This is a genomic window from Ruegeria sp. CH2 (genome assembly GCF_056537065.1).
The window spans coordinates 711487-724205 of record NZ_JBQFQV010000001.1; the positions used below are offsets into that span (position 1 = coordinate 711487).

Consider the following 12719-nt stretch of genomic DNA (forward strand, 5'->3'; position numbering starts at 1 on the left):
GACCATTACCAAGCAAGCCGCCAAACGTGCCGCCACCGTTTACCCATTGCAAATCGCCAGGCCCGCGATCATCCGGCCGCCCGCCAAGCACCGGGCCCGAGCCGCTGGTGCCGCTGCCGCCGCCCGTGTCCACCGGGGCGTCAAATCCTTCGTTGATCGTAAAATCCGCAGCACTTGCCGTCCCAAAGAACGCGGCCACCTGCGCGTCCGCCGCCGCGGTCTGATCAGCAGACCCTGCGCGCCCCGGCGCCACATCCAGCGTGATCCGTCCCCGCCAAGGCAGGTGGGGCTGACTTGTGGCCTCCGACCAGGGATCGGGCAGCCCGTTTCCCTGCAATTGCTCCATCAGGATGAACGGATAGAACATGACCCGCTTTCCCGACTGGTTGAGGTGTCGGATCGCCTCGACCACCGCCGGGTCTGCGGGTGTTCCGCCATAGACCGGGCGGCCGTCCTGCCGGGTGACCTGACCCGCCGTGCTTCGAACCTGATCCGACACGATCCATGGCATGTTGCGGCTGTCCGTGCCACTCTGTTCGACCTTGGGCCGGATCGTGCATGTGCCGCATCTCAGATCGTCACCGAACCACGACACCACCAACGAGGCCGCGTCGCAATTTGGCAACTCGGTCTCCAGCGCACGGGTCGAGCTCACAAGATCCGATACACCCGACGCGGAATGCGCATTGGCCGCCCAGCTTGTCCCGGATTGCGTATAATTCACCTGCGAACGGGCCAGCGCATACTCGCCCGTGCCCGGTATCATCGCAACGCCCCGCACGATCTGCGGCAGGGCGCTTGGGTAATCAGGCATGTCGCGCTGCGCGGGGCGCACCACCTCGAACGAGAACTGCGGCACCCGGTTGCCAAAACTCGCAAGCTGGAAATCCTCGATCACGACATAGGCTGTACCGCGATAGGCCGGCACCGTGCCCGTCCCTTCGATTGCTTCGATCAGGGGATCGGGCAACTGATCCTGCGTGCCGTGATAGATGCGCATGTTCAGCCCGGATCGGTCCTGTTCTTCCCCGTCTGCCCAGATGCGCCCGACATCGGCAATCTCGCCTGCACCAACGGCAATGGCCAGCGAAATCGAATAGCTGTAGCTGACGGTGGTCACTTCGGGGGTCTTGGGTTTGCCTTTGCCCCCGCCTCCGCCGCCCTGCGTTTCACGGGTCTCGGTCTCCAGAAAGTCCGAGGCCCAGATGACCTGACCGCCCACGCGCATACGCCCAAAGACCGTAGTCACCGGCGCGCCCTCGCCGGTTTCCGTCAGCCTGAACCGGTCCATGCGGCCTGTTTCGATGACTTCGCTGCCACTGCCCATGACGGACTGGCTGAAGAACCTCTGGTCGATGACCCGCCCGACCGTCGCGCCAATGGCCCGGCCAATGATCGCGGTGGACAGGCCCGCGACCGTTCCGCCAATTGACCCGCCCAGCGCCGCCCCGGCTGCGGAAAGAAGAATAGTAGCCATCAGAGCACCTCCAACGGGAATTCGAAACAGGAAACGACCCTGCGGCGCCATGGGCCGCTCAGCGCGTTCTCGACGACGCCATGACCGGAATAGGCGTGAATGAACCTTGGTTCCGGGCCTGCGACGCTGACGATGCCAAGATGCTTGGCCACGCTGCCATCGCGCATCCGGAACAGCAGCACATCTGCGACCGCAAAATCGGCGGCCGGTTTTTCGACCAGATGCCGCCGCGCCGCCGCCCACATGCGTTCCTCGCCCTGCGGCTCGGACCAGTCCAGACTGTAGACCGGAACCGCCTCGGGCTCCCGCCCAATCACGGCGCGCCAGACGCCGCGCAGCAGGCCCAGACAATCCGTGCCCGCCCCCTTGGTCGAGGCCTGATGCACATAAGGCGTCCCCAGCCAGCTGCGCGCTTCCGCGACTATATCCTGCCTGTGTATCGTCACCTCAGGCTCCCTCCGCTGTTGGCTTTGCTCTGTTTGGGGACGGCCATCACCCAGTCTTCGCCCGGAAGATCGGGAAAACCCTGAAAGTTCAGCAGGTTGTTGAACTTCAGACGGCAGGTCTCCATGCGTTTGTCGCACCCCGCCCGCAGCCTGACCGTGTCACCCGGCACAAGGCTTTCCCCGAAACCGGACCAGAGCGTGATCTGCCGCCCTTCCGCCACCTGCCGGTCATGCTTGATTGATGACCAGAGCCCCTTCGCCGCTCCCGACACAACGTCGACCCTGCCGCGCTCGAACCAGCCGTCTTCGATGGTTGCCCCGCCCGCAACAAGCAGAACGGTTCCGCCATCGAAACCGGTGACGGCGCCCTCAATCCAATAGCCGGGCGTATCCATGCCGAACCGACAGGTCCGGTCCCCCAAAACGGCAGTACAAGGCTTCTGATACACGCGCCCCAACGGGCGGTTCAGCAAATCGGTCAGGCCACGCAGCTCGGCGTGGAATGCACCGCCTGCGCGCCGCAATTCCCCGATCGAGCCCCGGAACTGAAGGATACGCTGATCCGGGTCGGCCCAGTTGACCAGCCACGCGCGCACTTCGGCCCCGTCGAACCGCCCCGCCTCGATATCCTCTTCGCGAATGGCCGCATCCGACAGCGCGCCCATGGCTTCGGTGTTGTCAATGGACAGGCCGGTGGCCTGCTCGATGGCCGCCGCCGTCAATCCGGTGCTGGCCCTGAACGTCAATCCGTCAAAGCCAAGCTCCAGATCGTGATCGGTGAACCCGTATTCCTGACCATCCCGGCGTCTGATCGCCCAACACCGGCACGCGGTGGTCATTCCGCTTTGCAGATGCGCGTGCAGGCCCTGTTCATCCACAGCCATCAGACACGCACCTCAACAACAGGAACGTTCGGCGCCTCTCCGGCCTGAAAACTGGCGACGCTTGTATGGATCTTGTCGGTGTCAAACCGCACCGGCACATCGAATTCGAACCCGGCGGTGATATCCACCTCTTCCGGTGGCGGGTCGGCAAAGGTGATCCGGCCTGTTGCCAGATCAACCTCGAATTCCACGCCCTCCCGGATTTCGTCCTGATCCAGCCCCAGACGCACCGTCCCCAGCACCGGCTTGACGATGGGGCGGGCATAGCTGACCCCGCCCGAGCTATATGTCTTGATCAGCTGAAACTCGGTCCGCACACCGTCGCCGCGAGCGATAACCTGATCTCCGACATCGACATCCAACGTGGCCTTGCCGGATTTGAAATCCGACCAGTCCTTCCAGCGAAACCCGTACATCTGGCCCTGCCGCGCCTCGAAGAACGAGATCAGCGTCTCGATATCGTCCAGCGAGCGCATCCCCAGCCCCGCGTCATACCTGCGCCGGGAATGGGCCCAGGGCGTGTTGCGCTCTTCGAACCCGTTGGCCAGCGTCACAATATCCGTGCGCCGTTCGGGCCCCCCGACCGAGCCAAAGCTCAGGCTGGCGGGAAATCTCACCTCGTGGAAAGTCATCACCTGCTCCCTGATTTACCTGTTGCGATTGCCGCGCCCCAACGCACGGCTCATCTGTGCTGCAATCTGTCCCTGCGAGCGGCGGAACCCCTGCACATCCGGGGTCGTGATGTTCATCACCACATTCACCGAATGCCCGCCGCCCTGCGTGCGCACGCCCAGCTTGCCGTCCGTGCCGCGCGCCAGCGGCATGATCGCCTCGGGGCCAGCCTCGCCCATCAGCCCGGTGCCGCCCCGCATTGGAAACATTGTCGGGCTGCTGACCACGCCGCCATTGGCAAAGGGCATCACCCGGCCCTGGCTGAAACTGCCGCCATCGGCAAAGGGCAGAAGACCCTGCACCAACCCGCCGACCGAGTTTGCGAGCAACCCACCGAAATGATCCGTCACCGGCTTGATCGCGGCGGCATAGGCCGTTTGGATCAGCGAGTTCTTCAGCACATCCAGCGCGCCCGACAGGCTCATCCCGTCCAGAACCACGCCATCGAACGCCTTGCGCAAACCGCTGGACATGCCCCGCTCCAACGTGGCGACATCCTTGCCGGTTTCCTCGAACGCGGCGCTGATCCGCTTCATCTGGCTGTCAAACGCCGCGGCCATCGTCGCAGCATCACCCAGGGCATCGCCCAGCGCTGCCCCCCGCTCCTGCAAGTCGTCAAACCCGTCACGATCCGTCATCACGCTCTCCTTGTTGCTTGTCCGGGAAGGCGGCCAGCAGCGCGTCAAGCCCTGCCCGGTTCATCGCGGACATCCCGGCGCCCTGCCCCAGCATCAGCCGCAGTTCTGCCGGGGTCAGACGCCAGAACTGATCCGGTGTCAGCCGCAGCCCCAGAAACCCGGCCCGCATCAGGGCGGGCCAGTCGAACCCGCTCATGTCGTTTCCGGCACCATAAAGGCGCGGGCCAGCAGCTCGGCCGCCGCTTTGGCCGCAGCCATCGGGCCGCCCTCGATTTCGGCATGAAACAGGTCGGCGCGGGTGGTATCCCGGCCCCCGCCCCGCAACCCGGCAACGATCAGCGCCAGCACGTCACTGCTGGAATACGCGCCACCCTCGAACCGCTGCACCAGCTCGACCAGGGATCCGGTGTTCAGCTCCTGCTCCAGTTCCGCCAAAGCGCCCAGCGTCAGCTTGAGCACCCGCCGCTCTCCATCGATGGTCAGTGCCACCTCGCCCGTCCACGGATTGGCCATGCGATTACAGCGCCGTAAAGCTCAGCGCACCGGCGCTTGCCATGCTCATCTCATAGGTCGCCTCACCGTTGTGCGAGCCTGCATATTCGATGCCCGTCACCTGAAACGCCCCCTCGACAATGCCGAAATCGGGGATAATCACCTGAAACGCCGGGGTCTCGCCGTCAAAGAACAGCTGCCGCGCGCGTTCGTCCGTACCTGCATCCTTGAACACGCCCGAGCCCGAGATCGAGGCCGATTTGACCCCCGCCCCCGACAACAGCTCGCGCCAGCCCCCCTGGCTTTCCAGGCTGGTGACATCCACGCTTTCGGCGTTGAAACTGATCCGCGTGGCCCGCAGGCCCGCAATGGTCTGGAACAGGCCCGTGCCGTTCATATCCACTTTGACCAAAAGGTCTTTTCCGTTCTGGGCAGCCATGTGCTCTCTCCGTTGATTGCTTAGTCGTCTTCCACGCGGGCGCGGAATCTCAGGTCGATCTGGCGGATGCTGCCGCCTGTCCCGGTTCGCCGGGCCGAGGCGCGCTCGAACCACAGCCCGACCAGATGCCCGCGGCTCAGAACCAGCGGCGCATTGTCCAGCGCGTCACACACCGCCCCGGCCAGCGTCTTTGCCGCGCCAAACCCGGCGGCTTCGGACACCACCGAAACCGTAAAGCGGTGGATCGCACCCGCGCCCGACCGGTCCGAGGCGTCGCGGACCTCTTCCGGGCCCAATGTCACATAGGTCTGCGGAACCGTTCCCGTGGGCACCGCGTCATAGATCGCGCCACCGGACTGGCCGCTGACATCCGCATCCGCGGTGAGGTGCTGAAACACCGCCGCCTGCAAGGCGGCTGATACGCCATAGCTCATGCCGCCACCTCTTCATCCGCGAAACAGGTCAGGTACTGGCCGCGCGCGTCGCGCTCAGCCACGGCGCGGATGACGAAACGGCGATTGCCTTCGCGAAACCGCTGATCCGGCGCCGGGCGCATGGTCGCCCCCTCGGGCGCGCCCCGCACCACGATGCGATACCCCACGCGCGAGACGGAAACGCCGGCGATCTGCCGTTCCGCGCCACTGCGCGCCGTGACCTCGGCCCACAGCGTTCCCAGCGCGGCCCATGCCTCGGTATATCCTCCGGCCCCGTCAGCGCTGCGCATCGGGGCCTCAAGGACCAGCTTGCGGTTCAGACGCGGCGTATTCATTGCACCACCCCCGCACCAAAGCGCACCATCCGATAGCGCTGGATCAGGCTGGTGACGCCAAACGGCATACACCCCGCGCCCAGCGCGGTCTCGTCCCGGTGTTCGTAATAGTGCGCGGCCAGCAACAGTACCGCCTGGCCCAGATCGGCAGGCAAACCGGCCCAATCCGTGGCCATCCCGGCCGTGAAGGCGATCTTCACCGCACCCCCCGTTGCAATCGCAGGCAGGGCCGACCCGACCGGCCGCAACCGCGGGCGCTGACCATCGCGTTCCAGCCTATACGCTGCCGCATCCGCAACGGTTTCAGAACCTGCCGCATCGGTCAGCGTCACGGCCAGCACCGATGTCACCGGAGCAACCGGCAAAACCTCGCCCGACGGATCGCGCCAACCGCTCAGGCTCCATGAAAAGTCGCGCTCGATCAGAACCTTGCCGGTGCGCGCCTCGATCGCGGCCATGGCCGCCCGCAGGAACCCCTTCAGCACCTCGTTCTGAACGTCATCCTCGGCAAAGCCCCTGCCCAGCCGCAGATGCGCCTTGAACTGATCCACCGGCAACGCCGCATCCGCGATGGCGGTTTCTTCGATCAACATCATCCATTCACTCCGCAATCTCGGACCCCACCGGGGGCCTCAGTCAGGAAAATGACGGGCACGCGCCGCCCCACGTTGCTCGGACGGAGGGGAGCAGCTAGACAACGCGGGGGATCTCACCCCGGCCCGCGCCCGCCGCCCGAGGGGCCGATGGCCCCCCGGATTCGTCACCGCTTAAGCGATGCCGAATTTCACCAGCTTGATGGCTGCAAAGTCGCTCACATCACCGCCCACACGCTTGGTCGCATAAAACAGGACATGCGGCTTGGCGCTGAATGGGTCGCGCAGCACGCGCAGATCGGGGCGTTCAGCGATAGTGTAACCGGATTTGAAGTCGCCAAACGCGATCGAAAAGCTGTCCGAGGCCGCGTCCGGCATGTCCTCGGCAATCAGTACCGGATAGCCCATCAGGCGCGCGGGCTCACCGGCGGCCAGACCGTCCGACCACAGGAAGCGGCCATCGCTGTCTTTCAGCTTGCGGATCACACCCGCCGTTTTCGAGTTCATGACGAATGTGCCATTGACCCGGTATTGCGCGCCCAGCGCATAAACCACATCGACAATCGCATCCGCATCGACGCCGCCATCGATGCCGGTGGCAACATACCCCAGGCTGCCCCAGGACCACGTGTCATCGGATACCGCACGGTGGATCATCAGACCCTTGGGTTTGTCCACACCATCACCCGTGATAAAGGCCGCCGCCTCGGCACGGGCGAACTTGTCGGCAATCCGACCGGCCAGCCAGCCCTCGACATCGAACGCGCTGTCATCCAGCAAACGTTGCGAGGCTTTGGGCAGCGCGCTCAACTCGTGCAGCGGGATCGAGATACGGTCAATCGACGGGGTTCCGGTTTCGGAAGTGGCCGAATTCTCATCTGCCCAGCCGGCACCGACATCGGTATGGTCGATCAGCACATCGAACGAATTCGCCTCGACATTCACCACCGACGCAATCGAACGGATTGACGCGGTTGCGTTCAGAACCGACTTGATCGTCTCGGCGGTCTGCGGATCGACCAGATACCCACCATCGCTGTTGACGGCGGTGGACAGCGATTTGCTCTCCATTTCCAGCCCGCGCAGCCCATCATCCTCGCCCGAGCGTACATAGGCGTCGAACGCCTTCTGGTGCGGGGCACCGTCCAGGGTCGAGGCCGCAAGATGCGGGCGCGCCGCGATGGTTGATTTACGATCCAGCATGGTCAGTCGCTCTTCTGTCTGTTGCAATTTGGTTTTAACTTCAGCCTTCAGGCCCTTGAATTCATTCACGAAGCCAGCCATCGCCTGCTTCACCTCCTGAACCAGGGGCGCACCCTCTCCGGTCAAGGCCGGGATCTCGGTCTTGCTCATCAGCATGTCCTGTTTTTGGGTGGGTTTGAGGCGCGCTAGGTCCGCGCCAGCTCCTGCCGGGCGTCGTTGAACACCTCGGCAATACTGCGCCAGGTGTTCTCGGCATCGGGGTCGCTCCCCTTTGCCGCCACCCGCGCACTGGGCAGCATCGGGAAGGTCACCAGCGACACCTCCCACAGCTCCAGTTCCGTCAGGACCCGCTGGCCCTTGTCATTCTTTGCGGCCCGCTTGGTGCGATAACCGATCGACAGGCCATCCATCGCACCCGCCCGGATCAGCTCGGCCGCTTCCCGGCCTTTCTGGGTGCTTTCCAGCAGGCGACCCTTGACCCACAGGCCCTTGTCGTCCTCGCGCACCTCGTCCCAGACACCTATGGGTTGCGCCGGGTCGTGCTGCCACAGCATCTTGACCCGCTGACCCGCCTTGGCGAGCCCCTCAAGCGAGGCGCGATAGGCCCCGCGCTGCACCATGTCACTGCCCTGATCGACTTGCCCGAACAGGCTGGCATAGCCTTCGATCACCGCATCCTCGGTCACTGACAGGATGTCACCAAACCCTGCGAACTTATGCTCCAAATCCATGAACTTCTCCATGTAACCCACTGAACTTATGGCGTTACCACCAGGAATGACTGAAACGCCTGCGCCAGGATCACTGCGGCCACACCATAGACTGTCAGCCACAGCCGTTTCTCCAGCCGCTCCATCATCTCTTCGATCTGATCCAGCCGCCTGCACAGATGCGCGTGCTGGATCTCGGCCACCCGCTCATGCGCGGCCAGACGTAGCCCCGGCGCGCAGTCGAACGGCGGATACCCCTCAGCCATCGGCACGCTCCGGCAGACCCAGCAACCTGCGTTTTTCCACATCGCTCAGGAATTCCGCCCGGTTGACCCGCGCCCATTGCGCATCCCTCTCGGCAGACAGGGCCGTTACCTGATCCAGATCGGGCTTCAGGATCAGGTCCTCGCCGGTAAAGCCCGTCAGCCACTCCGACACCGCCGCCGCCACCCGCGTCACCAGGGGCAGCACGGTAAGGCGGTAAAACGCCCGGTTGGCCTCCTGATAGTTTGAATAGGTCGCGTCGCCCTGTATCCCCAGCAGCATCGGCGGGACCCCAAAGGCCAGCGCGATCTCGCGGGCGGCGGCTTCCTTGGTCTTCTGAAACTCCATGTCTGAGGGGGAAAAGCCCATCGGCTTCCAATCCAGCCCCCCCTCCAGAACCATCGGCCGACCCGCATTGCGCGCCCCGCGATAGTTCTGCTCGATCTCGTCGGACAGGCGGCGGAACTGCTCCTCGGCCATCATTCCGTGCCCATCACCGCCTTTCCACACCAGCGCCCCCGAGGGCCGCGCGGCATTGTCCAGCAGCGATTTCGACCACCGCGAGGCGCTGTTGTGCACATCAATCGCCGTCGCCGCCGCTTGCATCGGTGAGAACCCATAATGATCATCCTGCGGGTGGAACGTCTTGATATGACAGATGGCCTCGGCCGCGAACCGGTGCGTCTTGCCGCCGACGCTGTAATCATAGGCCTTGGGCCACCCATCCGCCCCCGGCACCACGCTCATCCGGTCCGAGCGCAAAACGTGCAGCTCAACCGGCAGCCCGTCCTCGGCCTGCACCGCCTCGACATAAGCATTGCCCGACAGCAGCAGCTGCCCGAACAGGGCCTCCAGCATCTCTGCCCGCCCCTGCGCCGCATTCGGGCGCCGCAACAGAGCCAGGATCGGATGCGCATCGAAACGCTGCCCCTGACCCTGCAATATCAAGGGCAGAGCCGCCGCCGATTCAGCAATCAGCTTGACCGACCGAAACCCCACCGGATTGCCCGAAAATCCCGTCCGCGTCAGAGACACCGTGTCCCGCGGGCTCCACGCCACGCGCCCGCCAGTCTGCCACGCCACCACAGGCCCCGTCGCGCTCGCCTTCGCCTCGGGCGCGCTGCCGGCCGATCCACGACGCAAGAAATCGAATACCATCTGTGCTCCTTTCTGCCGCCGCTCTGCCCGGCTTGTTGAAAGGAGTTATGACGGAAAGACGTTTAAGCCTTGGGAATGGGGCGTACGGGGGGAGGGCAACGGGTCAATCATGCGGATCGTTTCGGTTCGCAAACCTGCTTTCGATCACGCTGAACATCAGTATCAAGTATATCCAAGGTAGGGCTAGTACGTAGTAGAGGAGCGATCGTTGTTCTGAAATCGACGCAAACAGCAAGATTGCAACGAAGATCAGTCTGACAAGTAACCCTTTCTTCAGAACAGGCAACTCAGCTGCAGACGGGAACTTCAGTACTTTTCCAATGAAATCCATGGACCTACCTGTCAAGGCAACACGACCGAATAGTCGCAACTAGATGCTCGGCATCCGGAATATAGTCTAGCAAAATGGGATAATGCGTCCTGCCAAAGAGAATTGGATGACCTGGGTGAGAAAGCCCGAGTCCGAATGGCTGTACTTGCTGTTCGGAAAGAAGAATACCAACCTCAAGTGACGGGTAAGGGCGCGTATCGACAACAGAGTACGGAAACGTTGCTGAATGCTCACACGATATGACATAGAGCCGTACACCAAGTCTCCAATTTCTACCGCGCCTACAAACAATCACGCGCCTATCTGTGACAAAGTAGGCCAGGTTGTTCAGCACATACTGACGCTGGCTCGCGATGCCTGTTGAAAACAAGAAAAAGGCGAATGTCGTGGCCCCATAAATCCAAAGCGCATCACCGGGACCAAACTGGGCGTCGGCATTGATGAACGGCAGCGTCGCCCACATGACAACACAAGCAATTAAGTTAAAGAAATGGAGCTTACGCTCGTCACCTACAACTTGAAAGTACTTGGTTCCGTAACCCGGTCCACCTGACCAAAGTAGCTTTTCGTCGGGGTCAAGAATATCTTTTAAATCAAATCTGTTAGTATTGGTTACTGTGACCTTTTGCATAGCTTGGCCTATACACTGCCATATCTCCAGAAACCAGCCGCAAACAGTTGATAGAAAAGCTTGGTTAAAGCTTTGTTGTCGTCATTACTTCGCCATCGCTAGGCTCACAACGCCCTCACCCTCGGCCTTCTAAACACCCCCGCAGGCCCCACAACCAACTCATGCAGCGCCCAGACCAGCGCGTCGACCCGGTCGGGCGAACCCTGCCCCTCGAACCCGTGCGCGGTCATCTGGCACATCTGCTCCTCCAGCGCGTCCAGCCCGGCGACATGGGCCACCCGCCCCTGCTCGTACAGCGCTGCCACAGGTTCCGCCCGCGCGACCTTGCCGCGCGACGCCCGCACGGCGCGGTAAGGGACCAGAGGGTCCACCTGTCGCACGACCTCTTCCACCAGTTGCCCGCCCTGATTGACCTCGGCCACCAGCCGTTCGGCCCCAAACTCATTCATCGCGTCAATCGCCGCCTGCGCCCAGCCTGCCGGGCCAACGCCCTGCACCGTCCGGTCAGCCAGCACATAGGCGCGCCAGTCCTCGGGCGGGCCTTGCACGTGCGCGCCAACCACCACGATCCCGCAGGCATCCGCGCCTGACCCGGACGTCACCGCCGGGTCCAGCGCCACGACGATACGGTCCAGCTCGGGCACTTGTGCGCAGCGCGCCGCCTCAAGCATAGAGCCTGTCCACAATGCCCCTTCGGCATCCGACAGCAGCACCCCGTCCAGCTCCTGCCGCCCCAGCCGCGTGCCCGCATAGCGCGCGCGCACTTCCTCCAGAAACGACGCCGCCAGATTGGCCCGGTTCGCCTCGGTCGGCGCATGGGTCTGCACGGTGGACGGCGACGCCAGCAACTCCTTCAGAACCTTCACATTTCGCGGCGTCGTGGTCACGCAGACCCGGGGCCTCTCGCCCAAACGCAGCGCAAATTGCAGCATGTCCCAGGTCTCGCCCGCCTTCTTCCACTTGGCCAGCTCATCCACCCAGGCCGCATCGAACTGCGGCCCGCGCAGCCCTTCGGGATCATGTGCCGAAAACGCCTGAGCCTCGGCCCCGTTGGGCCAGATCAGCTTGCGTTCCGATGCCTTCCACACGGGTCGCCGATCCGGGGGCGAGCATTGCAATATCCCGCTGTCGCCAAAGATCATCACGTCGCGCACCTGATCGAATGTTTCACCCACCAGCGCCACGCGGCACGCCTCGCCCTTGTCCAGCGGTTTCGGCCCCTCGACCATCGACCTTACCCACTCGGCCCCGGCCCGCGTCTTGCCCGCACCGCGCCCGCCCATGATCACCCAGGACCGCCAGTCGCCCTCGGGCGGCAATTGATGTGGCAGCGCCCAGAATTCAAACAGGAAAGGGAGGGCACACAGCCCCCCCTCCCCGATCTCACTCAGAAATCTCTCCCGCACCGCAGCATCGGCGGAGGCGAGCCAACCTGCACCCGATCTCAAATCGGGCCCGCTCAAGGTCGAGCGCGTACCCTCCTTGGGCAATTCCGGCTTGTCTGTAATGTTGTTCGACAAAGCTTGTCTCCACTTTCTGGCAACTTCGGATCAGCCCCTCCAGCTGACCGAGTTGCTTGGCTGAACCAGCAAGATCTGCATCCTCCCCGGCACCGATCTGTTTGCGCAGGTCTTCTGCCGCTTGCCGCAGATCGCGAATGGACCTTTCCAGGGACTGCAACAGTTCAGCCGTCTGGGAAATCCGCTCTTCCGGGGTAATCAAAGTCATGTTTGCCTGTGACCTCATGCGTGAGTGTTCTCCGCACGAGAGAAACGAAAAAACGGCCACCGGGTCACCCCGAGGCCGTTCGCCCACTTCTTCTAGCATGACACAACCTATACGGGATAAAGCGCGCAAAGTCAAGGGTTTACGCAACAGTCGCGCAACAGGGATCGTACGGTGCAGGTTAACGGACAGTGAATTTCCGGCTGTAGTAACCCTCGGCCTAAACGCCGCCCCGCCCTTTTGCCTCCCTAGCCCTGACCGCCTCACCGACCAGAGGGGTTAATACA

Annotated in this window: 17 protein-coding genes and 1 pseudogene; all 18 read right to left on the bottom strand. The window is 63.2% G+C overall.

Features of this window, described 5'->3' with window-relative positions; genetic code table 11:
* Positions 1-145: 145 nt before the first annotated feature.
* Positions 146-1477: pseudogene (locus ACR0M9_RS03520) on the bottom strand (baseplate multidomain protein megatron); the annotation flags it as partial.
* Positions 1477-1923, bottom strand: coding sequence for a C40 family peptidase (locus ACR0M9_RS03525; RefSeq protein ID WP_480772849.1), 447 nt, complete (start codon positions 1921-1923; stop codon positions 1477-1479). The pseudogene ACR0M9_RS03520 and the gene ACR0M9_RS03525, both read right to left, overlap by 1 nt.
* Positions 1920-2807, bottom strand: coding sequence for a DUF2163 domain-containing protein (locus ACR0M9_RS03530; RefSeq protein ID WP_480772850.1), 888 nt, complete (start codon positions 2805-2807; stop codon positions 1920-1922). Before ACR0M9_RS03530 ends, ACR0M9_RS03525 begins: the two co-directional genes overlap by 4 nt.
* The gene (locus ACR0M9_RS03535) at positions 2807-3439 is read right to left on the bottom strand and encodes a DUF2460 domain-containing protein (RefSeq protein WP_267364987.1); all 633 of its coding nucleotides are present in this window, start codon (positions 3437-3439) and stop codon (positions 2807-2809) included. Before ACR0M9_RS03535 ends, ACR0M9_RS03530 begins: the two co-directional genes overlap by 1 nt.
* Before the next feature lie 15 nt (positions 3440-3454).
* Positions 3455-4117, bottom strand: a complete 663-nt coding sequence (locus ACR0M9_RS03540; protein ID WP_480504745.1) for a phage tail tape measure protein — start codon at positions 4115-4117, stop codon at positions 3455-3457.
* Positions 4104-4313 carry a rcc01693 family protein gene (locus ACR0M9_RS03545; protein ID WP_267364990.1) on the bottom strand — a complete coding sequence of 70 codons (210 nt, stop codon included), beginning with the start codon at positions 4311-4313 and terminating at the stop codon, positions 4104-4106. The genes ACR0M9_RS03540 and ACR0M9_RS03545 overlap by 14 nt, the downstream gene beginning before the upstream one ends.
* On the bottom strand, positions 4310-4630 hold the full coding sequence (locus ACR0M9_RS03550) for a gene transfer agent family protein (RefSeq protein WP_480772851.1): 321 nt from the start codon (positions 4628-4630) through the stop codon (positions 4310-4312). The genes ACR0M9_RS03545 and ACR0M9_RS03550 overlap by 4 nt, the downstream gene beginning before the upstream one ends.
* Positions 4631-4634: 4 nt before the next feature.
* Positions 4635-5048: a phage major tail protein, TP901-1 family gene (locus tag ACR0M9_RS03555; protein WP_267364994.1), complete on the bottom strand. Its 414-nt coding sequence runs from the start codon at positions 5046-5048 to the stop codon at positions 4635-4637.
* Positions 5049-5068: 20 nt separating this feature from the next.
* On the bottom strand, positions 5069-5482 hold the full coding sequence (locus ACR0M9_RS03560; RefSeq protein WP_480492978.1) for a DUF3168 domain-containing protein: 414 nt from the start codon (positions 5480-5482) through the stop codon (positions 5069-5071).
* A complete protein-coding gene (locus ACR0M9_RS03565) occupies positions 5479-5817 on the bottom strand; it encodes a phage head closure protein (RefSeq protein ID WP_480772852.1) in 339 nt (112 codons plus the stop codon). Before ACR0M9_RS03565 ends, ACR0M9_RS03560 begins: the two co-directional genes overlap by 4 nt.
* Positions 5814-6413 carry a head-tail connector protein gene (locus ACR0M9_RS03570; RefSeq protein WP_480772853.1) on the bottom strand — a complete coding sequence of 200 codons (600 nt, stop codon included), beginning with the start codon at positions 6411-6413 and terminating at the stop codon, positions 5814-5816. The genes ACR0M9_RS03565 and ACR0M9_RS03570 overlap by 4 nt, the downstream gene beginning before the upstream one ends.
* Positions 6414-6584: 171 nt before the next feature.
* Entirely contained in the window at positions 6585-7763 is a 1179-nt protein-coding gene (locus tag ACR0M9_RS03575; RefSeq protein WP_267365002.1) for a phage major capsid protein, read from the bottom strand.
* Between the two features lie 35 nt (positions 7764-7798).
* Positions 7799-8356: an HK97 family phage prohead protease gene (locus ACR0M9_RS03580; RefSeq protein ID WP_480772854.1), complete on the bottom strand. Its 558-nt coding sequence runs from the start codon at positions 8354-8356 to the stop codon at positions 7799-7801.
* 14 nt (positions 8357-8370) lie between these two features.
* Positions 8371-8589, bottom strand: a complete 219-nt coding sequence (locus tag ACR0M9_RS03585; RefSeq protein ID WP_480480401.1) for a GTA head formation protein, RCAP_rcc01685 family — start codon at positions 8587-8589, stop codon at positions 8371-8373.
* Entirely contained in the window at positions 8582-9745 is a 1164-nt protein-coding gene (locus tag ACR0M9_RS03590) for a phage portal protein (RefSeq protein ID WP_267365008.1), read from the bottom strand. Before ACR0M9_RS03590 ends, ACR0M9_RS03585 begins: the two co-directional genes overlap by 8 nt.
* A gap of 335 nt (positions 9746-10080) precedes the next feature.
* Complete coding sequence (locus ACR0M9_RS03595) at positions 10081-10707, bottom strand: hypothetical protein (protein WP_480564253.1); 627 nt, start codon at positions 10705-10707, stop codon at positions 10081-10083.
* 104 nt (positions 10708-10811) lie between these two features.
* Positions 10812-12113 carry a DNA-packaging protein gene (locus ACR0M9_RS03600; protein ID WP_480772855.1) on the bottom strand — a complete coding sequence of 434 codons (1302 nt, stop codon included), beginning with the start codon at positions 12111-12113 and terminating at the stop codon, positions 10812-10814.
* Positions 12091-12435, bottom strand: coding sequence for a hypothetical protein (locus tag ACR0M9_RS03605; RefSeq protein WP_267366896.1), 345 nt, complete (start codon positions 12433-12435; stop codon positions 12091-12093). Before ACR0M9_RS03605 ends, ACR0M9_RS03600 begins: the two co-directional genes overlap by 23 nt.
* Positions 12436-12719: the final 284 nt, after the last annotated feature.

Coding starts and splice junctions, on each gene's coding strand:
- ACR0M9_RS03530 (WP_480772850.1), bottom strand. CDS start 2,807: ATGGCTGTGGATGAACAGGGCCTGCACGCGCATCTGCAAAGCGGAATG.
- ACR0M9_RS03535 (WP_267364987.1), bottom strand. CDS start 3,439: ATGACTTTCCACGAGGTGAGATTTCCCGCCAGCCTGAGCTTTGGCTCG.
- ACR0M9_RS03540 (WP_480504745.1), bottom strand. CDS start 4,117: ATGACGGATCGTGACGGGTTTGACGACTTGCAGGAGCGGGGGGCAGCG.
- ACR0M9_RS03545 (WP_267364990.1), bottom strand. CDS start 4,313: ATGAGCGGGTTCGACTGGCCCGCCCTGATGCGGGCCGGGTTTCTGGGG.
- ACR0M9_RS03550 (WP_480772851.1), bottom strand. CDS start 4,630: ATGGCCAATCCGTGGACGGGCGAGGTGGCACTGACCATCGATGGAGAG.
- ACR0M9_RS03555 (WP_267364994.1), bottom strand. CDS start 5,048: ATGGCTGCCCAGAACGGAAAAGACCTTTTGGTCAAAGTGGATATGAAC.
- ACR0M9_RS03560 (WP_480492978.1), bottom strand. CDS start 5,482: ATGAGCTATGGCGTATCAGCCGCCTTGCAGGCGGCGGTGTTTCAGCAC.
- ACR0M9_RS03565 (WP_480772852.1), bottom strand. CDS start 5,817: ATGAATACGCCGCGTCTGAACCGCAAGCTGGTCCTTGAGGCCCCGATG.
- ACR0M9_RS03570 (WP_480772853.1), bottom strand. CDS start 6,413: ATGATGTTGATCGAAGAAACCGCCATCGCGGATGCGGCGTTGCCGGTG.
- ACR0M9_RS03575 (WP_267365002.1), bottom strand. CDS start 7,763: ATGAGCAAGACCGAGATCCCGGCCTTGACCGGAGAGGGTGCGCCCCTG.
- ACR0M9_RS03580 (WP_480772854.1), bottom strand. CDS start 8,356: ATGGAGAAGTTCATGGATTTGGAGCATAAGTTCGCAGGGTTTGGTGAC.
- ACR0M9_RS03585 (WP_480480401.1), bottom strand. CDS start 8,589: ATGGCTGAGGGGTATCCGCCGTTCGACTGCGCGCCGGGGCTACGTCTG.
- ACR0M9_RS03590 (WP_267365008.1), bottom strand. CDS start 9,745: ATGGTATTCGATTTCTTGCGTCGTGGATCGGCCGGCAGCGCGCCCGAG.
- ACR0M9_RS03595 (WP_480564253.1), bottom strand. CDS start 10,707: ATGCAAAAGGTCACAGTAACCAATACTAACAGATTTGATTTAAAAGAT.
- ACR0M9_RS03605 (WP_267366896.1), bottom strand. CDS start 12,435: ATGACTTTGATTACCCCGGAAGAGCGGATTTCCCAGACGGCTGAACTG.